Genomic DNA, 21,286 nt, shown 5'->3' on the forward strand with positions numbered 1-21,286 from the left:
GCGTCCGGGGATCATCTTGAGCGGTGCGCTGCGGTCGGCGTCGAGCTCGGGAACGACCTCGAGCAGCGCGCGGGTGTACGGATGCCGGGCGTCGGTGTGCAGGTCCGATGCGGGCAGGTCCTCGACGATGCGGCCGGCGTACATGACCAGCACGCGGTCGCAGGTCTGCGCGACGACGGCGATGTCGTGGCTGATCAGGAGGATCGCGGCATCGGTGTCGCGCCGGACTCCGGCCAGCAGCTGCAGCACCTGCCGCTGCACGGTGACGTCGAGGGCGGTGGTCGGCTCGTCCGCGATGATCAGGCGCGGGTGGTTCATGAGACCCATCGCGATCATGGCGCGCTGCCGCATACCGCCGGAGAACTCGTGCGGATACTGGTGCGCGCGTCGGGCGGCCGCGGGGACGCGGACCGACTGGAGCCGCTCGATCGCCCGGTCCATGGCCTCGGTACGGGTGATGTCCTGGTGTTCGGAGGCGGCCTCGGCCAGCTGGGTTCCGATCCGCCTGGTCGGGTTGAACGAGGTCATCGGATCCTGGAAGACCATCGCGAGCGAGCTGCCGAGGAGGCTGCGCACGGCGCGGTCCGAGGTCGTCATCAGCGGGGTGCCGCAGAAGTCCAGTCGCGCGGCCGCGACGTGTCCGGGGCGTTCGATGAGCCGGGCGGCCGCGAGCGCGGTGAGGCTCTTCCCCGAGCCGGATTCCCCCACCACGCCGATCGCCTCGCCGCGCGAGACCGTGAACGAGACGCCGCGCACCGGGGTGACCCAGCCGGACGGGGTCGGGAAGGAGACGCGCAGGTCGTCGACGAGGAGCACCACTTCTTCGCCGTCGACCTGCGCGGGCTGTGCCGCGCCGGCGAGCGCGACGGCGGGCAGGCGGTGGCGGCGACGGGCCGATCGTCCGCCGAGTGCGGCTGCGGCGGTCTCGCCGAGGAGGTTGAACGCGAGCCCGGCGATCACGACGGCCACGGCGGGGCCGAGGGCGGCAGCCGGGTTGAGGTAGATGCGGTTCAGCCCCTCGCCGAGCAGGCGACCCCAGTCGTACTCCGGCACCTGCACCCCGAGGCCGAGGAACGACAGGCCGGCGAAGGCGAGCAGTGCGGATCCGGCGGCGACGGTCGCGTTCACGATGAGCGGTTCGCCGACGTTCGGCAGGATGTGCCGGATCAGGATGCGGAAACGCGAGACGCCCGCCACCCGAGCCGCGGAGATGAAGTCGCGGCCCGCGATCGTGGCGGACAGGGTCTGGGTGAGTCGGGCGAACTGCGGAGCCATCGCGAAGCCGATCGCGAGGACCGAGCCCGTGGTGCCGACGCCGAAGATGACCGCGAAGAACAGGGCGAGCAGGAGCCCGGGGAAGGCGACCGCGATGTTCACGAAGCCGACGATCGGTCGTCCGGCCCAGCGGGGGAGGACCGAGGGGGCCGTGCCCAGGAGCGTGCCGGCGACCACGCCGATGACCACGGCGATCACGGCGAGCAGCACGGAGAGGCGGGTGGCGACCAGCACCCGCGCGAGCACGTCGCGTCCGAGTGTGTCGGTGCCCAGCAGGTGTGCGGCACTGGGCCCCTGCGTGATCGCCGCGGGGTCGACCTGCTCGGCCTGCGCGCCCCAGACGATCGGGGCGAGGACCGCGGTGAGGGCGACGAGCACCATGAGCGCGAGCGCCGTGATCCCCAGCGGTGAGCGGACGATTCCCGACCATGCCGTGCGTGCCGACATCATGCCTCCCGGATGGTGGATCGAGGGTCGAGGAGTGCGAGGATCACGTCGATCACGAGGTTCACGATGAGCACCCCGAGGCCGTACACGAGGACGATGCCCTGCACGACCGAGTAGTCCTTGGTGAGGATCGACTGCACGATCATGGTTCCCAGCCCCGGCCAGGCGAACACGTTCTCGACCAGGACCGTGCCGGCGACCATTCCGGTCAGCAGCAGCCCCGTCAGGGTCAGGGTCGCCGTCATGGCGTTCGGAAGCGCGTGGCGCGAGTAGATCCGATGCGGGGCGAGACGCTTGGCGCGGGCGGTGCGGATGAAGTCCTGGCCGAGCACGGAGAGCACCTCGACCCGGATGATGCGCGAGAACACGGCCATCGGTCCGACCGCGAGGGCGATCACCGGAAGCACGAGAGAGAAAGGTGCGGAGTTGCCGGCGACGGGGAACCAGCCCAGTGAGACGGCGAACACGTAGACGAGGCCGACCGCGAGGAGGAACTCGGGGATCGCGGCGAGGATCACGGTGCCGGTGGCGAACGCCAGCTCGAGACCCCGTCGCCGGCCCCCGCGGGTGGCGACGGCCATCGTGACCCCGAGCGGGACCGAGACCAGCAGCACCAGCAGGACCGCGAGCAGTGCGAGCTGCAGCGTGGCGGGGAGCCGGGTGCCGATGATCTCGGAGACCGGTTGGCCGGTGATCATCGACGTGCCCATGTCGCCGGTGAACAGGCCGCCGATGTAGCGGAAGTACTGCACGATGAGCGGCTGATCGAGTCCCAGCGCCGCGCGCTTGGCCTCGACGAGCTCGGCCGGGGCGTTCATCCCGAGCGCCGCACGCACCGGGTCGCCCGGCACCAGGTGGATCATGAGGAAGGCAGCCGTGACCAGCACCCACACCGCGAGGACGAACTGTCCTCCGCGACGGACCAGGAAGGACAACCAGGGGTTGTCCGACCGTGCGGATCTGATGAGTATCGCCTGTGTGGCGGTGGTGCTGGCCATCGGCTGCCTCCGGTCTATTCGTACATGCGGATCGAGGCGGGGTCGATGCCGTCGCCCTCGGTGAAGGTCGCCTTCTGGCCGAACGTCGTCAGGACGTTGTTGGCGTAGGGGACGACCGAGACCGAGGTGAACAGCGCCTCTTCCGCCGCGTTCCAGTCCGCGCACCCGTCGGTACCCGGCTTCGAGGAGGCTGCGGAGACGGCGGTCGTGTACGCGTCGTCGGTGACGGAGGCGAAGTTCGTGCCGTTCGGCGGCGTCGGACCGGAGTAGAACGGCACGAGCATGCTGGGCAGCGAGACGCCGAGCGGCGCGGCCGACACGTCCCAGTCGCCCGTGGCGAAAAGGGTTTCGCTCAGCGCGGGGGCGTCGAGGGTCTTGACCGTCGCCGTGACGCCGAGCGTCTTCCAGGTCGCCTGCATGAGCTCGGCGGCCGCGCTCCCTCCGTTGCCGAGGGTGGTCGGGGTCACCAGCGTGATCTCCATCGCGACCCCGTCCTTCTCCCGGACGCCGTCGGAGCCGACTTTCCAGCCCGCATCATCCAGGCTGGCCGATGCGGCCTTCTCGTCGAACTCGGGGAGGAGTCCGTCGACCACGTCGGCCTGGCAGGGGTTCGGCGCGATGGTCACGAGGCTCTTCGCCGCGGTCCCTTCGCCGCCCGTGAGCACCTGACCGAGCTGGTCGAGGTCCAGGGCCTGCGCGAGCGCTTCGCGGACGGCTTGATCCGCGGTCGGACGGCCCTCGGCCTGATTGAAGATCAGCTGCCCGGCAGCCAGCGGCAGCTCCGTCGAGAAGAGTCCTGCGTCGCGCAGGCGCTGCCGGTCCGGCCCCAGGACGAGCGCGGAGTTCACCTCGCCCGACAGGAGCAGGTTCGCCGCCGTGGTCTCGTTCGGGATGACGCGGTAGACGACCTCCGCGGGCAGGCCGGGCTGTTCCGGATCCCAGTCGCCGGGCCCCCAGGTGACGTCGTCACGGCGGGTCAGCGTGTACTGGCTGTTCGGGGTGATCTCGGTGAGCGTGAACATGCCGGTCGCGCCCTCGCCCGCGGCCCGGGCGTCGGGATCGTCGACGACCGTGCCGCAGACGATCGAGATGCTGCCCACGTTCTGCAGCAGGAACGCGTCCGGTCGGCCGCTGGTCACCGTGACGGTGCCGGCCGCGTCGTCGCCGACGGCCGTGGTGCCCGGCTGCACCTGGAGGCCCGCGAGGGGAGAGCCGTTGGCGGGGTCGCCGATGAACGAGATGTTCGCGGCGACATCGGATGCGGTGAGCGGCGTGCCGTCCTCGCAGGTGAGGCCTTCGCGCAGGGTGAAGGTCGCCGTCTCGGTGTCGGCCTCCCACTCGGCGGCGAGACCGGCGAGCACTTCGCCGTCGTTCTGCACCTCGACGAGGCGCCCGTAGAGGTAGCGGTCGATCTGTCGGGCCGAGCCCATGACCGTGGTGAACGGATCGAGGGTGCCCGGGTCGGTGGCCATCACCGCGGTGAAGGTCTTGCCGTCGGCGAGCACGCCGTCGGTGCTGTCTCCTCCGCCGGGAGGAGCGCCTGCGGCGCAGGATGTCAGGGCGAGCGCCGTCGCGCCCAGCAGCGCGATCAGTGGGGTACGAGAACGCATCAGTAGCCTCCAGCAGTGGTCGGGATGGTGCAGGGGTGCGGAACGGTGGTGCGGATCAGAGCGTGCGCAGATGCTCGACGGCGGCGAAGCCCGCGCGCCCGATCGACGCGTCGACGAGCGGCTGACGTTCGGCGAGCGACGTGGCGCGGGTGAAGACGGCCACGGCGTACCGCCGGCCGTCGGGATAGGTCACGACGCCGGCCTCGTTGCGCCAGGTGGGCAGCGTGCCGGTCTTCGCCGCGATGCGCACGCCGGACGGGAAGCCGGAGGAGAGGCGGTGCGGCCAGATCTGCTGCGCCATGATGTCGCGTGCCTGTCGGCAGGCCTCGGCGGATGCCGCGGCGTCTGTCCAGAGGGCGTCGAGCAGGGTCGTGACGTCGCGCGGAGTCGAGTGCGAGGTCCTGACCGGGTGTACCGCGTCGAGCGCGAGGATCTGCTCCGCCGTGGCGCCCTCGAACAGCTCGTCCAGGTCGCTGTCGGCGTCGCCGCCGAGGTCGGTGATCACCGAGGCGAACAGGTCCTCGCAGCATCCGATGAGCCGGGTGCCGTCGAGACCGAGGTCGGCGATGACCCGATCGATCGCCGCAGCGCCGACCCGGTGGTAGATGACGTCGGTCGCCGCGTTGTCGCTCATCGACATCATGTTCAGGGCGAGGTCGCGCCAGCTGGCTTCGACGTCGTCGGCGAAACCGGCGGTGCCCACGCCGCCGATGCGGTACCGCGCGGTCACCGTCGTCCGCTCCGTCGGGTCGAGTTCGCCGGCCGCGACAGCACGCACGTACGCCGTGAGCACCGGGATCTTGAAGACCGAGGCCAGCACCACCGGCTCGTCCGCGCCGACGGAGACCTCCGGGCCGCCCTCGACGCCGATCTCCCGCGCGTGCAGGAAGCCGGTGGAACCGGCGTCCGCGAAGATCTCGGCGATGTCCGGCGCGGTCGCCGTGGCGGTGGTCATGCCCCGACCCGGCGGTCGGCGCGTCCGGTGTGCAGGTAGAGGGCTCGCCCGCTGCCGTCATCGCCGACGAACGCGTGCGGCATCCGCATGCCGTGCTCGGCCTTGACCGGCAGGAGCGTGTCGCCCGCCCAGCCGACGAGCTCCACGGGCTCGGGTGCCGGGCCGAGTTCGGCGAAGATGCCCTTCATCGTGCGGTCCAGCCAGATGCGTCCTTCGTCGTCGACGCGCACCGTCGAGTCCGACACGGACGAGGAGTACGTGCCCACGACCCGCTCCAGGTCGACCGCGACGGGCGACTCGGGCACCGCGGGCAGCGCGGGGACGGTGACCGCGGCGAGAGCTGCGAGGACCTTCGAGGTGATCGCGTGGTACGCATCGACGGTCCGGCCGCCGTTCGTCAGCACGGCCACGGCGACACCCGCCGAAGGCACCATCCGCAGGAACGCGTTCTGACCGATCGTGCCCCCGTCGTGTCCGATCACCGGGCCGCCTTCCCAGTCGAAGATCTCCCAGCCCAGGCCCCAGGCATCGCCCATGAGTCCGAGTTCGGGGAGGTCGACCTGCCGCTCCTGCATCGCCCGCACGCTCTTCTCGGAGAGCACCCGGGTCCCGTCGGCGGCGACTCCGCCGTCGAGGTGCATACGGGCGTAGGTCACCAGGTCGCGCGCGGTCATCGCGAGCATCGACCCCGCCGGCACGTTGGAGCGCACGAGGCTCCACACCGGAGCGGGGACCGGTTCGTCGCTGCCCTCGGCGGGGATGTGCCCGAGCGCGGCGCGGAACATGATCGCCTCGGAGGGCGAAGTGGCCACGTGCGTGAGTCCCAGCGGAGTGGCGAGGTGCGTGCGGAGCGCCTGGTCGTACGACGTGCCGCGCAGCACCTCGATGATGCGGCCGAGCACCACGAACGCGGCGTTGTTGTACGAGAAGCGCTCGCCGGGAGCGAAGAGCTGCGGGGCGTCGACGATGGTGGCGAGATACTTCTCCACGGCGTCGTCGCCCACCCCGGTGTCGTTGAACAGGTCGCCCTCGAACCCGCTCACGTGGCTCAGCAGCTGTCGGGCGGTGATCGCGCTCGCCGCGGTGTCGTCGCCGATCGCGAAGGCAGGCACCGTGTCGCGCACCGGCGCGTCGATGTCGAGCAGACCTTCGTCGACGAGCTGCATGATGAGCGTCGCCGTCCAGGTCTTCGTGATCGAGCCGATCTGGAAGACGGAGTCCTCGTCGGCTTCGACGCCGGTGTTGCGGTTCAGGATGCCGGCGGCGGTGGTGAAGATCTCTCCGTCGGCCAGGATCGCGACGGATGCCGCGGGGATGTGCGCGTCGGCGAGCATCGCGGGAAGGCTCTCCCGCACCCAGCTGCCGATTTCGTTCAGGTCGGACACGTGCGCTCCTCTTCGTCGAGTGGGCCGTCGTCGTTCGGGGCGACGGCGATGGGGCCGAGACTATTCGCGTGTTCCATCGACTCGTTGGTGCCCGGCGACGAGACTTGCGCGGACCTTGGTTCGCCCGGACGAACCTCGACACCCGGTGCGTCGGGGTGCGCTCAGGCGTCTCCTCGTACGGCGCGCCCCGGGAGGGCCGCAGTCACGATCTCTCCTTCGTGCACGACGCGACTGCCGTGCACGTACAGCTCCCGCACGCCCTGCGACGGGCGGGTCGGATCGGCATAGGTCGCGCGGTCGGTCAGCGTCCCGGGGTCGAGGACGACGATGTCGGCATCCGCACCCACCGTCAGATGTCCCTTGCCCCGCATGCCCGACGAGACCTCGTCGAGCACCCGCGCGGGCAGATACGAGCAGCGGCGGAACGCCTCGACCCAGCTCCACGTGCCGCTCTCGAGGATCATGAGTCGCAGCGACTTCGTGAACGTTCCCGCCGTGCGCGGATGCGTGTGACCACCGGCGGGGAGCGGCCAGTCGCGCTGCTCGTACACGGTCCGTCCGTCGCTCGTCGTCCAGGAGATCGGCATCGCATCGCTCGCCACGATCGAATCGGGGTAGGCCAGGGCGCGGTGCAGGTGCGCGCGGTCGAAAGGATCGGCCTCGTCGAGGAACGTCACGATGCAGGTGGCTCCCGGATCGGTCTCGCGCACCTGACGCAACCGGGCTTCGTCGGCGATGCGCTCACCGGTGTCGACCAGCACCAGCGAGCGGGGGGTGATGCCGAGGCCTGCGAGCTTCTCGGGGGCGAGGAAGAACGCGCCGATCGCCGTGCTGCCGGCGCCGTAGGGATAGGCCTCGACCGTCACGCGGGACCCGGCGGCGCGACTGCGATCGAGCAGGGCCAGCACGCGGTCGACGTGGCGCAGCGAGGTGCTGTTCACGTGGCAGTGGTGCATCGCGGCCCCGGTTTCCGCGGCGGCGCGCACGAGCTCCTCCGAGCCGTCGATCGGGGTGCGCGGGTCGGCTTCGATCAGCTCGCGCACGTGCGTGAAGGTCGGGGCGTGCGCGGCGGCGGCCAGACGGGAGAGATCGAGATACTCGTCCGGATCGGAGCGCGGTGCGTAGCCCATGAGCACGCCGATGCCCAGGGCGCCGGCGCCGAGCTCGTCCTCCAGCAGGCTCAGCCAGCGGCGGCGTTCGGCGGGGGACGAGGACCGCTGCCACTCGGGCTTGCCGAGCAGATCCATCGACGCGGTGAAGTCGGCGACCGGCACCCGCTCGAGGTGCGCATACGCCCGTGCCTGCGACCAGGATGCCGAGAAGCCGTAGTTCAGGGGGCGCCCTTCGGCGCCGGCGCGCGCGAACGCCTCGGCGATCGGCATGAGTCCCGCCTCGAGGTCGAGGGCGGTGGTGACGCCGTCCATCGCCTGGAGCCGTTGACCGGCGATCGAGTGCACGTGGCTGTGCAGGTCGACGAAACCCGGACCGACGATGAGCCCTGTGGCGTCCACCACATCGGCATCGGCCGGCGCCGCGAGTCCGTCGCCGACCGCGGCCACCCGCCCGTCCGCGATCAGGAGGTCGGTGATCCGGTCGGTCTCCGTCTTCGGGTCGATGACGCGCCCGCCGCGCAGCAGAGTGTCCACGCTGTCACCCTGGCACGGACGGCGACGACATTCCGGTGCCCTGAGACGAAAGCAGACGGTCGTGCCGGTGCGGGAAGACAATCGCCGCGGAGTCCGCGCCCCGCTCACGCCGATGACGAGCGGGGAGCGAGGGCGCGGTGGAAGGCGGGGCCGAGGCGCAGGCCGGTGACGACGAGCACGCCGATGGCGGCTCCGCCGGCATTGGCGACGATGTCGCGCACATCGCTCACCCGCCCGGGAACGAAGAACTGGGCGGTCTCGATCGCAGTGGACAGGAGTGCACCGCTGGCGAGCTGGACGAGGATGTGCGCTCGCGGGAAGCGGATCGCGACGAGGACGCCGAACGGTGCGAACATCGCGACATTCGCGGCGAACTCGAGGAGGTCGTAGAGGGCCAGGCCTCCGACCGGAGCCGTATCGAGGGCATTCATGAGCGCGCCGCTCGTTCCGGGGCTGAGCGGCTGCGGACCGAGCGTCAGCCAGCCGATCGCCGCGAGGTAGACGAGCGCCGTCACGTACAGCTGGCCGCGCATGCTCCCCAGCGCCGACAGGACCCGCGAGACGGCGCGGTGAGCGGGGGGCGCGGTGTGTCGTCGAGTGTTCATGATGTGCTCCTCTCCCCACGCCGGTGGCGTCGTGAGGATCGTGGTCGTCGTTGTGGTCGTCGTCGTCCTCGGATCCGCTGTGACCAGCCCACCGGAGTGGCTGTTGCCGGGGCGTCTCGGAATGCGCATACGGTTTCGATACGACCCCGCCGGGGGAGGAGATGCCGACGGGGCGCGGTGCGCTCAGCCGTTCTTCTGGATCTCCTTGAGCCTTTCCTGGGCCTTCTTCAGGTCGTCTTCGCTTCTGTCGCAGGCTTCCGAAACGGCTTCGGGCAGGTTGTCGGGCGTCACCAGGCCGTGCTCGAGGGTCGGGTCCTCGACGGAGACTCCGTGGTCGCGCCAACACTGTGCGTCGCGCAGCGCCTCCGCCATGAAGTCATCCGCCGACTGGGCGCCGCCGATCGGAGCCGGCATCTCTCCGACCTCGTCGTAACAGGCGTCAGAGGCGTCGGAGTTGCGCGGGTTCCACTCGATGTCGTCGACCTTGGGGTCGGGGAAGCTCTCACCGTGGGCGCGCATGCACTCCGCATAGCGGAGCTGCCACTCGAAGATCGGCTTGTCGTAGAGGACGCCGTTCATCGAGCCGATGTCATCCGCCGACCCGGAGGCGGTCGAGCTCTCCGAGGTGCTCGAGGCGGTCGAGGTGCTCGCGTCGGACGCCGGCGTGCCGCTGCACGCCGCGAGACCGAGGAGGAGGGCGGGAAGTGCGAGCGCGAGAGCCAGTCGATTCGCCCAGGGTTCGGTTCGGAAGGGGAGGAGATCAGTCATGAGTCCACTCCATCGAGGCGGGTGTTGCGGGCGCGTTCGAAGAATCCGATACGTCCGCGATAGGACAGCCCGACGCCCGGCAGGTGCGTCCGCGGTCATCGAGACGTGCACGCACGCGCCCCGACAGACATAATGGAGGGGGATGTGACCGTGCACACGCAAGGAGGCAAGTGATGTCCACCGCCTCCGAGCGTGCGCGGTTGCCGAGTATCCGCGACGTCGCCAGGCTCGCCGGGGTCTCGCATCAGACCGTGTCCCGCGTGCTCAACGATCATCCGAGCATCCGTCCGGAGACGAAGGCCAAGGTCCTCGATGCGATCTCGGTGCTCGACTACCGCCCGAACCTCGCAGCCCGTGCCCTGGTCACGAGCAAGTCGAACATGCTGGGCATCCTCTCCGCCACGATCGGCGAGTTCGGTCCCACGTCTTCCATCGCCGGCATCGAGGACGCGGCGCGCGAGGAGGGGTACTCCGTCTCGACCCTGAATCTCGGGGACACGACGCCCGAGGCCATCGGCAGCGCGGTGCGCCAGCTGTCGCGTGAGCAGGTGGACGGCATCGTGGTGCTCGCCCCGCAGGTGCGGGTGTTCCATGTGCTGCGCGGCATGTCGGTGGACATGCCCTTCGTGACCCTGCAGACCGCGTCGGGCTCGGACGGCGTGAGTCTGTCGGCCGACCAGGTGGCGGGCGCCAGGGCGGCCACGGAGCACCTGATCTCGCTCGGTCACAGCGATATCCTGCATCTGGCGGGGCCGCAGGACTGGATCGAGGCGGAGTCCCGGATGCGGGGATATCTCGACGGGCTGCGCGAGGCCGACCTGCCGACGTTCCCGCCGATCCGCGGCGACTGGACGGCGGACTTCGGCTACTTCGCGGGCAAGGAGCTCTCGCTCCGGCGCGACTTCACCGCCGTGTTCGCCGCGAACGACCTCATGGCGATCGGGCTGATGCACGGCTTCCGCGACTCGGGACTGCGGGTGCCCCACGACGTGAGCGTGATCGGGTTCGACGACATCCCGGTCGCCGCTCATGTGGCGCCGACGCTCAGCACGGTCCATCAGGACTTCCCCGAGCTCGGGCGCCGCGCCGTCCGCATCCTCCTCGCGCAGATCCGGGGTGAGGACCCGCCGGAGTTCGGTCCGCTGCAGACGATCCTGCGTGCCCGCGAGTCCGCCGCAGCGCGATAGCCCTCCCCGACGGGACCGCTCCCAGCGCATTCGCGCCGCCGCATCACGGTAGCGAAACGAAATACGGGCGCGGACTTGACAGAGGTTCGTCGTGAGTGGACGATGTAATCCAATGTGAACGGTCACATCGAAGGTGACCGCACGTCGCGAGGAAAGATCCGTGAGCACCACAGCAACGTTGCCTACCGTGTCAGGCCCCATCCTGGAGATGCGCAGCATCACCAAGGAGTTCCCGGGCGTCAAGGCGCTGGCCGACGTCTCGATCACCGTCCGCGCCGGCGAGATCCATGCGATCTGCGGCGAGAACGGTGCCGGGAAGTCGACCCTGATGAAGGTCCTCTCCGGGGTGTACCCGTACGGCACCTACGAGGGCGAGATCCTGCTCTACGGCGAGGAGCAGCGCTTCAAGGACATCGTCGCCAGCGAGCAGGCCGGCATCGCGATCATCCACCAGGAGCTGGCCCTGATCCCCGAGCTCTCGGTCACCGAGAACATCTTCCTCGGCAACGAGATCCAGCGCCTCGGCCGCATCGACTGGCAGGCGCAGAAGGAGCGGACGATCGAGCTCCTCGCCCGCGTCGGGCTGAGCGAGGACCCCGACGCGCAGATCAAGACCCTCGGCGTCGGCAAGCAGCAGCTGATCGAGATCGCGAAGGCGCTCAACAAGGACGTCAAGCTCCTGATCCTCGACGAGCCGACCGCCGCCCTCAACGAGAACGACTCGCAGCACCTCCTCGATCTGATCCTCGGCCTCAAGGCCAAGGGCATCGCGTCGATCATGATCAGCCACAAGCTCAACGAGATCGAGCAGATCGCCGATGAGATCACGATCATCCGCGACGGCCGCACGGTCGAGACGCTCGACATCTCGCGCGGCGAGATCAACGAGGACCGCATCATCCGCGGCATGGTCGGTCGATCGCTGGAGAGCCGCTACCCCGATCGCACGCCCGAGATCGGCGAGGTGTTCTTCGAGGTCAAGGACTGGTGGGTGCAGCATCCCACCGTCCCGGAGCGCATGGTCGTGAAGGGCTCGAACCTCAACGTGCGCCGCGGCGAGGTCGTCGGCATCGCCGGCCTTATGGGCGCCGGACGCACCGAGTTCGCGATGAGCATCTTCGGCCGGTCCTACGGCACGTTCCTCTCCGGAACCCTGATCAAGGACGGCCAGGAGGTCGCGCTGTACGACGTGGCGTCGGCGATCAAGCACGGCCTCGCGTACGTGAGCGAAGACCGCAAGGTGCTCGGGCTCAACCTGCTCGACACCATCAAGCGGTCGATCGTCGCCGCCAAGCTCTCGAAGATCGCCAAGCGCGGTGTCGTGGACGCCCGGGCCGAGTTCGCCGTGGCGGAGGACTACCGGAAGGCGCTCCGCATCAAGACGCCCTCGGTGGAGGAGGGCGTCGGAAAGCTCTCCGGCGGCAACCAGCAGAAGGTCGTCCTGGCGAAGTGGATGTTCACCGACCCCGACCTGCTGATCCTCGACGAGCCGACCCGCGGCATCGACGTCGGTGCGAAGTACGAGATCTACGCGATCATCAACCAGCTCGCGGCGCAGGGCAAGGGCGTCATCGTCATCTCCAGCGAACTGCCCGAGCTGCTCGGCATCTCCGACCGCATCTACACCGTCTTCGAAGGTCGGGTCACCGACTGCATCCCGGCCGATCAGGCGACACCTGAGGACCTCATGCGCAGCATGACCTCCGCGACCCAGAAAGCATCCGCATGACCACCGACACCACCGCAACGAAGCGCGGCTTCCACTTCAAGGACATCACGAAGATGTTCGGCGGCGGGCAGTCGACGCTCCGTCAGTTCGGCATCCTGGGCAGCCTCGTCGTCATCCTGGTCGTCTTCCAGGTGCTCACCTGGATCTTCAAGGGCACCGGCCTCACGCTGTCGTCGGGCAACCTGATCAACGTCGTCAACCAGTACTCGTACATCCTGATCCTCGCGATCGGCATGGTGATGGTCATCATCATGGGCCACATCGACCTCTCGGTCGGCTCGGTGGCCGCGTTCACGGGCATCGTGGTCGCGAAGGCCATGGCCGACTGGAACCTCCCCTGGCCGCTCGGCGTCCTCCTCGGACTCGGCGTCGGCGTGCTCGTCGGTGCCTGGCAGGGCTTCTGGGTCGCCTACGTCGGGGTGCCCGCCTTCATCGTGACACTGGCGGGCATGCTGTTCTTCCGCGGCGCGAACCAGTGGGTCGGTGACTCGCAGTCGATCCCCGTGCCGCAGGGCTTCAAGGTCATCGGCGCCGGCTACCTGCCCGAGCTGTCGTTCATCCCGGTGCCCTTCAACGTCTTCACCATGCTCCTCGCCCTGCTGGGCGTCGCGTGGATCGTGTTCTGGGAGATCCGCACCCGCCGCATCCAGCACAAGATGGGCGCCGACATCGCGCCGCTCTGGGTGAGCGTCACCAAGGTCGTGCTGATCTCGGCCGTGATCCTCATCGCGGGGTGGCTGTTCGCCACCGGCCGTGAGGGCACCAGCTTCCCGATCTCGGGCATCATCCTGCTCGCCCTCGTCATCCTCTACTCGTTCATCACGAACAACACCGTGTTCGGTCGTCACATCTACGCGGTCGGCGGCAACCGGCAGGCTGCTCGCCTGTCGGGTGTGAAGGACCGCTGGGTCGACTTCTTCGTGATGATGAACATGTCGGTGCTCGCGTCGCTGGCCGGCATGATCTACGTCGCCAGGGCGACGGCCTCGGGTCCGCAGGACGGAAACGGCTGGGAGCTGGACGCGATCGCCGCGGTCTTCATCGGTGGCGCTGCCGTCTCGGGCGGCATCGGAACCGTGATCGGGTCGATCATCGGTGGTCTCGTGATGGCGTTCCTGAACAACGGCCTCGCCCTGCTGGGCGCCGGAGCCGACGTGGTGTCGATGATCAAGGGCCTCGTGCTCCTCGGAGCTGTCGGCGTCGACGTCTGGAACAAGCAGCAGGGTCGCCCATCGATCACCGGCTTCCTCACGCGTCGCTTCGGCCGCAAGCCGGATCCCGCGGAAGAGACCTTCGACACGAAGGCGAACTACCCCACCAGCCAGAAGTACGAAGCCCCCGCCGTCGACGAGACGCGCGGAAAGTAGGGGTCGAGTCGCGCACCGCACACGCGTCGAGACCTTCACACACCAGAGAAAGAGATCACATGAAGAAGATTCTTCTGTCGGCGACAGCGCTTGTCGTCGCGGGCGCCTTCGCCCTCACCGGCTGCTCCTCGGAGCGCGGCGGTGACACCGGATCGGGAGCGGGGGAGGAGACCGCCAAGGGCTTCGCCGCCGATGCCACGATCGGCGTCGCCCTCCCGGACAAGACCTCGGAGAACTGGGTCCTCGCCGGTCAGCTGTTCACCGACGGCCTCGAGAAGGCCGGCTTCAAGGCCGACGTGCAGTACGCGCCGGCCAGCAACACGGTCGCCGAGCAGCAGAACCAGATCCAGGCGATGGTCACCGGTGGCGCCAAGGTCATCATCATCGGTGCCAAGGACGGCAAGCAGCTCGCGACGCAGGTCGAGGCCGCCCGCGACGCCGGTGTCGCCGTCATCGCGTACGACCGTCTGATCGAGAACACGGAGGCCGTCGACTACTACGTCGCGTTCGACAACTTCGAGGTCGGCAAGCTCCAGGGTCAGGCTCTGCTCGACGGTCTCGCCGAGCGCGCGGGCCACGAGGCTCCGTACAACATCGAGCTGTTCTCGGGCTCGCCGGATGACGCGAACTCCGCGGTGTTCTTCAACGGCGCCATGGAGGTCCTCCAGCCGAAGATCGACGACGGCACCCTGAAGGTCGTCTCCGGACAGACCGAGATCGCCCAGACGGCGACCGAGGGCTGGAAGGCCGAGAACGCTCAGCGCCGCATGGACTCGATCCTCACGTCGACCTACAGCTCTGAGGCGCTCGACGGCGTCCTGTCGCCGAACGACACGCTCGCTCGCGCGATCATCACCTCGGTGCAGGGCGCGGGCAAGGATGTCCCGGTCGTCACCGGTCAGGACTCCGAGGTCGAGTCGGTGAAGTCGATCATGGAGGGCATCCAGTACTCCACGATCAACAAGGACACCACGCTCCTCGTCGAGCAGTCGATCAAGATGGTCGGCCAGCTCCAGAAGGGCGAAGAGGTCGACGTCAACGACACCGAGCAGTACGACAACGGCGTGAAGGTCGTTCCGGCCTACCTGCTGCCTCCGGTCATCGTCACGAAGGAGAACGCGGCCGAGGCGTACGCCAACGTCCCGAGCCTCCTCGAGATCGTGAAGTCGTACCAGTAACACCGGTTCTCCTTCGAGGATCAGCCGCGACACCTCCGTCGCGCACGAGCGAGCCGCCCGGACCATCAGGTCCGGGCGGCTCGTCCGCGTCTGCGGCCGGTGTCTCGCACAGCGAGCCGGCCGGGTCAGGCGGTCAGCCCTTCACCCCGCTGGCGGCGATGCCGGCGACGAAGACCCGCTGCGTGACGAGGAACACCAGGAGCGTCGGCAGCGAGGCGATGATCGCCCCCGCCAGCACCACGTTCTGATACTCGAAGCTCATCGTGTACGACATGAGCCGGTTCAGGGTCAGCACCACCGGGTACAGGGCCTCGGATCGCAGGATCGAGAGCGGCCAGATGAAGTTGTTCCACGCGTACACGAACATGAACACGGCGAGCGTGACGATCGCGGGCTTCAGCAGCGGCACGACGAACTGCCACACGATGCGGAACTCCCCGGCGCCGTCCATGCGGGCGGCTTCGATGAGCTCATCGGGGATGTCGCGGATGAACTGCCGCATCAGGAAGATGCCGAACGCGTTCGCCAGCCAGGGCAGCATCACGCCGAGGTACGTGTCCGACAGGCCCATGCTGTTGACGAGGTAGTACAGCGGCACGAGGGTCACGATCGGGGGGAGGAACATCGTCGCGACGATTCCCCAGAACAGCAGGTCGCGCCCCTTGAAGGTGTGCTTCGCGAACACGTAGCCCGCCAGGATGCTGGTCGCGAGGACGCTGAGGGTGGTGCCTCCGGCGATGATGATGCTGTTCAGCATCGACTGCATGAACGGCACAGCCGTGAGCGCGGTCGCCGCCTGATCGAGGGTCGGGTCGGTCGGGAACCACGTCGGCGGGATCTGCGAGAACTCGGCAGGGGACTTCAGTGCGGAGATCAGCAGCCAGTACAGCGGGAACAGCGGCACCAGGGCGACGACGGCGAGCAGCACGTAGAGCACCGCGGTCGAGAGGCGGCGGCGGATCGGCACACGGCGGCGTGCCGGTGCGGGAGTCGTCGACTTCGGGGATCGGGGAGCGGTCGAGCCCGGGGCCGAGGGTCGGGTCTGGAGACTCATCGGGTGCGTCCCTTCATGACGATGCCGAGGACCCCGCCGACGGCGATGATCATCAGGAACAGCGAGACCGCGAGCGCCGACGACTCTCCGGCCATGCCGTACTGGAATGCCGTGCGCTGGATCTCGAACGAGACCATGTTGGTCGAGTTCGCCGGCCCGCCCTGGGTGAGCAGGTAGATCGGATCGAAGACCTGGATGGAGTTGATGAACGTCATCAGGATCACGAACACGAGCGACGGACGCAGCAGGGGGATCGTGATCGACCAGGTCTGGCGGACGATGCCGGCGCCGTCGATGCGCGCCGCCTCGTAGAGGTCTTCGGAGATCTGGGTGAGCCCGGCGATGAGCAGGATGACGTAGTAGCCCAGCATCTGCCAGACGTTGAAGATCACCAGCGAGACCAGTGCCCACTGCGGGTCGCTGAGCCAGCCCGGCGGGTCGATGCCGAGCGCGGAGACCATCGTGCTGAGTGGACCGTAGCCCGGCGCGTAGATGCTGCTCCAGATGATGACGATCGCGATCGTCGGGATCACGTAGGTCGCGAAGAGCAGCACGCGCACGACGCCCTTGCCCTTGAGCCGCGGGAAATACAGCAGCAGGGCGATCAGCAGCGCGATCGGAACGGTGATGACGATGGAGAGCAGCACATACAGTGCGGTGTTGCCGAGCGCCTGGACGCGTGTCGCGTCGGCGAAGAGCCCGGAGTAGTTGTCGAGCCCCACCCACGTCATCTCGGTGATGGGGGTGAACATCGACCAGCGATGGAAGCTGATCCACACCGTCATCAGGGTGGGGATGAGGGTGAAGACGCCGATGATGAGCAGCGCCGGGCTGAGGAACAGCGCCGACCAGCCTCTGGTCGATGCGATGCTCCGGCGCTTCGGGTCGCGCACAGGGGGCTGCGCGACGGCGGGGCGTTCGAGGGTGGTCACTTCTGGCCTTTCGGGAGGATGGCGGGGAGGCGGACGACGCCGCCTCCCCGCCGGGGTGTCACTGTGCGGCGGTGAGGGCGGCGTCGACGTCGCGGGCCGCGTTCTCCATCGCCGTCTTCGCATCGACCTGCCCGTTCACGAGCGCCTCCAGCTGTCGCTGCAGGGCGTCGGTCGCGGCCGGTCCGCCGAGCACGGTCGGGAACGGCGTCGCGTTCTCCAGAGCCGTCACGTACGACGACAGGAACGGCGTCTCCAGCTGGGCGGCGTGGGCCTCCAGGTCGGAAGCCCGGCTCGGGAGGATGCCCATCGACATCAGGATGTCGGCCATCGCGGACGAACCGCTCTCGCCGGAGTCCGGGCCGTTGAGGTAGGTGAGGAACTCCCACGCCGCCTTCTGACGGGCATCCGAGGCCTTGCCGTTGACCATCGTCATCCACGAGTACGAGATCGACGACGACTCGTCACCGCTGGGCCCGACCGGGATCGGCGCGGTGGCGACGTCGTCGAACCCATCGCCCATGCCGTCGCGAAGCGCGCTCTCCCACCAGTTGGCCATGATGATCATGCCGGTCTGCCCGTTCACGAAGGCGTCGAGGTACGGGCCGGTGGTGTTGGCGTTCGCCGTCGACTTCCTGGGATCGCTCGACCCGTCGGCGATCAGCTTCTCGTACAGCTCGGCGGTCTCGATCGCCTCCGGGCTGGTCAGCTCGGAGGCCGTGCCGTCCTCGTTCAGGAACGAACCGCCGTTCGATGCGAGAAGCGAGAGGAACGGGTGCACGACGCCGGAGTTCCAGCCGGTGATGAGGCCGAAGCCCTGCTGGTCTCCGGTGGTGAGCGACGCTGCATCCTTGACGAGCGCGTCCCAGTCGGCCGGAGGCTCGGCGATGCCCGCCGCCTCGAACAGCGCGGTGTTGTAGTTGAGCTGGTACAGGTCGATCTCGTTCGGGATGCCGTACACGTCGCCGCCGTTGCTCGCCGCCGAGACGACGCCGGTCGGCCAGTTCTCCGTGACGTCGTCGGCGACGTCGGCGGGCGCGGCGGCGGCGAGCCCGTCACGCACCAGCTCGGGCAGCCAGGCGTCGTAGATGCCCACGATCGCCGGGCCGTCCGCAGACGCGCCCTGCGTGCGCAGGGTCGAGAGCAGGTTGCCGAAGGGAACGGCCTGCACCTTGACGGTGATGTCGGGGTGGTCTTCGGTGAACGCCGCCCCGGCGGCCTCCAGCATCGCGACCTGTTCCGGGCCCCAGTGCGTGAGGAAGGTGAGTTCCTGGGTGCCGCCGGCATCGCCGGAAGAGCCGGAGCAGCCGGCGAGGGTCAGCGTCGTCGCGAGACCCAGAGCGGTGACCGCGAGAAGTGATTTCTTCATGGTTCCTTCGTTTCTGTGCGTATCGGGTGGGAAAGGGTGATCACGGGCCGGCGAGGGTGAACTTCTCCGCCCCCGCCGATCGGAACGCGGCTGCGCGCCGCTCTCCGACCAGGCAGCCCTTGACCTGCATGAGCGCGGAGTAGTAGTCGATGAAGCGGAATCCGTAGGTCTCGCCGCGCGCGAAGGCGTGTTCCTGGATTCCGGTGAGCCAGAGGTCGAACGCCTCGTCGGGGATGCCGAAGAACGTGTCCGCCTCGAACCCCTCCATGTCCTCCCAGTTCTCGGCGTGCAGGATCCGAGGCACCGAGTGCCGCTCCGCGTCGATCTCCTCGAGGGGGATCGAGGCGAGGAAGGCGCCGCGGAGGGCCGCCTGCGCCGCGCGCTCGTGGTCCCGGTGCATCGAGTGCAGCCAATGCGTGATGAGGAGGTCGGGCTTGGTGGCGCGGATGATCTCGGCGATCTGCTCGGCGACCGCCTCGTCGTCGGGGAGGAACCCGTCGGAGTAGTCGAGTGTGATCAGCTCGGCGCCGATCGTCTCGGCGAAGAAGCGGGCCTCGTGGAGCTTCTGCTCGCGGTAGACGCTCGGCGCAATGGTCGGGTGCCCTCGCTCGCCGTAGGTGCAGTCGACGATGATGGCCCTGCCGCCCTCGAGGACGACCTTGGCGAGGGTGGGACCAGCGGTCAGCTCCATGTCGCCGATGTGGCCGCCGACGGCGATGACGGTGTTAGACATTGCTCTCTCCGATCTCTGCGCGCAGGATGTCGAATGTGCGGGTCGCGGCGAACCCGGTCTTGGCGTACAGGGCGGATGCGGTCGATTCTTCGTCGGCCCAGAGGAACCAGGCGCTGTGTGCGCCGAGCGCGGTCATCCGCTCCAGGGTCAGGTGCAGCAGCACCTTGCCGAGGCCGGTTCCCCGGCTCTCCGGGAGCACGCCGAACGGGCCGAAGCGCTCGATCACCGACTCGTAGGTGCCGTGCATGGCCCAGCCGAGCACGCTGCCCTGCGGATCCTTGGCGATGAGGATGCGTTCGAGCGGCATCCCGCCGAGCACGCCTTCGCGGATCGCCCGCGCCCAGTCGGAGTTGAACGAGTCGCCCGCGATGCGGATCAGGGGCACGAGGTCGTCGTCGCTCGGCGTGCCGAGATACCAGCCGTCGGCGCGCAGGTCCCGGATCCGGGTGCGGACCTCTTCGGGCATCTCGTAGCCGATCAGCGACCGGTCCATCGCGCTCGGACGCTCGATGCGGGTGAATCCCCGCGAGGCGAGCAGGGCGGATGCCGCGGGGTAGCGGGCGGCGTCGAGGCCAGGGAGCACGTAGTTCGGGGTGTACGCCGAGAAGATGACCTCGGTCGCACCGTGCGAGCGGAGCCAGTCGATCGCCTGGTCCAGAAGAGTGCGTCCCAAGCCGTGACCGCGCTGCTCGGGGACCACGAAGAAGAACGGGATCCAGCCGGTGTCCCGCTGCAGGTCGTCGCCCTCGTGGGCGATGAGGCGGCGGACGGCGTAGGCCGCGCCGATGATGGCGCCGTCGCGCTCGGCGACGAGAAGGCCGTCTGCGTCGAAGTTCCGGTCGAGGAGGACCAGATCGCGCAGGCGGGCGGGCGTGATGCCGTCCTGCGGCGCCGATCGGGTCCAGGCCTCGGCGAGAGCCGCGCTCTCACCGGGGCGGAATGGGCGCACCGTCGTGGTGCCTTGGTCTTGCGTCAACGTCATCGTCCTCTCGCCATCGGGTGAGGCCAGTATGGCAAGAATGTTCAAAGATGTCGACACGTGCGGAGATCATTTACATCACGGAAATATGACGGTTCCGCTCTCGGCGACGCGCGGGGTGAGCCGCGGCCGCGCCGGAGGTGCTGCGCCGAGGTCAGTCGCGCAGTGCTCGTGTGGCTTCGCGGGTGCGCTGCAGGGCGTCGACGGTCTCGGCGTATCGCCGCTTCGCGACGCCGACGAACAGGCAGTCCACGAGCGTGAGCTGCGCGATGCGGCTCACCATCGCGCCCGCACGGAAGGAGGACTCGCGCACTTCGGTGAACAGGGCGTGGTCCGCGGCCTGCGCCAGGGGGGAGTCCTTCGCGGAGGTCACCGCGATGGTCGCCACGCCGTTGGCGCGGGCGGTCTGGAGGAAGCGCACCGTCTCGACGGTCGCTCCCGCGTGCGAGAACCCGATGGCGACGGTGGGGGAGGTGTGCAGCACGGTCGCGGCGATCGCCTCGTGCGGATCGGAGAGGACGTGGGCGTTGCGCCCCACGCGGAGCAGCTTGTGGGCGAGGTCTTCCGCGACGAACTGGCTCGCCCCGATGCCGAAGAGCAGGATGCGGTCGGCACCGTCCACGGCGTCGATCGCGGCCTCGAGCACGGTGAAGTCCAGTCGGGCGACGGTCTCCTCGATCGCCAGCAGCTCGAGGGCGGCGAGCTTGGACACGGCTTCGCGCAGGGTGTCGTCGTCGGAGATCTCGGAGCCGAAGGCGCCGCGGGCGGAGAACTGGGCGGCTTCCTTGCCCAGCTCGGTCGCGAGTGCCATGCGCAGCGGGGCGTAGCCGCTGAATCCGATCGCGCGGCAGAACCGGACGACGGAGGCCACGGAGGTGTGCGACTCCTCGGCGAGCTCGTTGATCGTCTTGTCGATGACGACGGAGGGGTTCTCCTGGATCGCCGCCGCGACCCGGGCGAGGGACGGGGGCAAGGTCGAGGCGGCGGCCTCGATCGTCGACTGAATGCTCATCCGCTCCTCCAGAGGTGTGGGATTCTCAGTATGTCGTGACCGTCGGGATCGCGGTCGGTA

General features: G+C 68.8%; 18 protein-coding genes. 4 read left to right on the forward strand and 14 right to left on the reverse strand.

Annotated features, from left to right (window positions below; genetic code table 11):
* The 8 genes from CQ045_RS18430 to CQ045_RS18465 form a co-directional block, all read right to left on the reverse strand.
* Window positions 1-1,725, reverse strand: a 1,725-nt coding sequence (locus tag CQ045_RS18430; RefSeq protein ID WP_105726507.1) for a dipeptide/oligopeptide/nickel ABC transporter permease/ATP-binding protein, incomplete at its 3' end; no start/stop codon positions are given.
* On the reverse strand, window positions 1,722-2,720 hold the full coding sequence (locus tag CQ045_RS18435; protein ID WP_105726455.1) for an ABC transporter permease: 999 nt from the start codon (window positions 2,718-2,720) through the stop codon (window positions 1,722-1,724). The genes CQ045_RS18430 and CQ045_RS18435, both read right to left, overlap by 4 nt.
* A 14-nt stretch (window positions 2,721-2,734) precedes the next feature.
* Window positions 2,735-4,330, reverse strand: coding sequence for an ABC transporter substrate-binding protein (locus CQ045_RS18440; protein WP_105726457.1), 1,596 nt, complete (start codon window positions 4,328-4,330; stop codon window positions 2,735-2,737).
* A 55-nt stretch (window positions 4,331-4,385) separates the two neighbouring features.
* Window positions 4,386-5,285: a serine hydrolase gene (locus CQ045_RS18445; protein WP_105726459.1), complete on the reverse strand. Its 900-nt coding sequence runs from the start codon at window positions 5,283-5,285 to the stop codon at window positions 4,386-4,388.
* Window positions 5,282-6,670 (reverse strand): serine hydrolase, encoded by a 1,389-nt coding sequence (locus tag CQ045_RS18450; RefSeq protein ID WP_105726461.1) that lies wholly within the window; start codon window positions 6,668-6,670, stop codon window positions 5,282-5,284. The genes CQ045_RS18445 and CQ045_RS18450 overlap by 4 nt, the downstream gene beginning before the upstream one ends.
* 161 nt (window positions 6,671-6,831) lie before the next feature.
* Entirely contained in the window at window positions 6,832-8,424 is a 1,593-nt protein-coding gene (locus CQ045_RS18455) for an amidohydrolase family protein (RefSeq protein ID WP_258131157.1), read from the reverse strand.
* Complete coding sequence (locus tag CQ045_RS18460; RefSeq protein ID WP_181156642.1) at window positions 8,421-8,921, reverse strand: VanZ family protein; 501 nt, start codon at window positions 8,919-8,921, stop codon at window positions 8,421-8,423. The genes CQ045_RS18455 and CQ045_RS18460 overlap by 4 nt, the downstream gene beginning before the upstream one ends.
* 183 nt (window positions 8,922-9,104) lie before the next feature.
* A complete protein-coding gene (locus CQ045_RS18465) occupies window positions 9,105-9,689 on the reverse strand; it encodes a hypothetical protein (RefSeq protein ID WP_105726467.1) in 585 nt (194 codons plus the stop codon).
* A 173-nt stretch (window positions 9,690-9,862) separates the two neighbouring features.
* Between CQ045_RS18465 and CQ045_RS18470 the strand changes: the two genes are divergently transcribed.
* The 4 genes from CQ045_RS18470 (at window position 9,863) to CQ045_RS18485 (ending at window position 15,150) form a co-directional block, all read left to right on the forward strand.
* On the forward strand, window positions 9,863-10,876 hold the full coding sequence (locus CQ045_RS18470) for a LacI family DNA-binding transcriptional regulator (protein ID WP_105726469.1): 1,014 nt from the start codon (window positions 9,863-9,865) through the stop codon (window positions 10,874-10,876).
* 208 nt (window positions 10,877-11,084) lie between these two features.
* Window positions 11,085-12,605, forward strand: coding sequence for a multiple monosaccharide ABC transporter ATP-binding protein (gene mmsA / locus CQ045_RS18475; protein WP_308737027.1), 1,521 nt, complete (start codon window positions 11,085-11,087; stop codon window positions 12,603-12,605).
* A complete protein-coding gene (gene mmsB / locus CQ045_RS18480; RefSeq protein WP_105726473.1) occupies window positions 12,602-13,972 on the forward strand; it encodes a multiple monosaccharide ABC transporter permease in 1,371 nt (456 codons plus the stop codon). The genes mmsA and mmsB overlap by 4 nt, the downstream gene beginning before the upstream one ends.
* A gap of 59 nt (window positions 13,973-14,031) precedes the next feature.
* The gene (locus CQ045_RS18485; protein WP_105726475.1) at window positions 14,032-15,150 is read left to right on the forward strand and encodes a sugar-binding protein; all 1,119 of its coding nucleotides are present in this window, start codon (window positions 14,032-14,034) and stop codon (window positions 15,148-15,150) included.
* A gap of 133 nt (window positions 15,151-15,283) precedes the next feature.
* On the opposite strand, the gene CQ045_RS18490 is transcribed toward CQ045_RS18485, so the two are convergent.
* The 6 genes from CQ045_RS18490 to CQ045_RS18515 all read right to left on the reverse strand — a co-directional run bounded on the left by CQ045_RS18490 (window position 15,284) and on the right by CQ045_RS18515 (window position 21,226).
* Window positions 15,284-16,204, reverse strand: a complete 921-nt coding sequence (locus CQ045_RS18490) for a carbohydrate ABC transporter permease (protein ID WP_105726477.1) — start codon at window positions 16,202-16,204, stop codon at window positions 15,284-15,286.
* Window positions 16,201-17,136, reverse strand: coding sequence for a carbohydrate ABC transporter permease (locus tag CQ045_RS18495; RefSeq protein WP_181156643.1), 936 nt, complete (start codon window positions 17,134-17,136; stop codon window positions 16,201-16,203). Before CQ045_RS18495 ends, CQ045_RS18490 begins: the two co-directional genes overlap by 4 nt.
* 58 nt (window positions 17,137-17,194) lie before the next feature.
* Window positions 17,195-18,502 (reverse strand): extracellular solute-binding protein, encoded by a 1,308-nt coding sequence (locus tag CQ045_RS18500; RefSeq protein ID WP_105726481.1) that lies wholly within the window; start codon window positions 18,500-18,502, stop codon window positions 17,195-17,197.
* A gap of 40 nt (window positions 18,503-18,542) precedes the next feature.
* Window positions 18,543-19,235, reverse strand: coding sequence for a PIG-L deacetylase family protein (locus tag CQ045_RS18505; RefSeq protein WP_105726483.1), 693 nt, complete (start codon window positions 19,233-19,235; stop codon window positions 18,543-18,545).
* Window positions 19,228-20,211, reverse strand: coding sequence for a GNAT family N-acetyltransferase (locus CQ045_RS18510; RefSeq protein WP_219844459.1), 984 nt, complete (start codon window positions 20,209-20,211; stop codon window positions 19,228-19,230). The genes CQ045_RS18505 and CQ045_RS18510 overlap by 8 nt, the downstream gene beginning before the upstream one ends.
* Window positions 20,212-20,368: 157 nt before the next feature.
* Window positions 20,369-21,226 carry a MurR/RpiR family transcriptional regulator gene (locus CQ045_RS18515; RefSeq protein WP_105726487.1) on the reverse strand — a complete coding sequence of 286 codons (858 nt, stop codon included), beginning with the start codon at window positions 21,224-21,226 and terminating at the stop codon, window positions 20,369-20,371.
* Window positions 21,227-21,286: the final 60 nt, after the last annotated feature.

The organism is Microbacterium sp. MYb66, from assembly GCF_002979435.1.
In the GTDB taxonomy this organism is placed as follows: Bacteria; Actinomycetota; Actinomycetes; order Actinomycetales; family Microbacteriaceae; genus Microbacterium.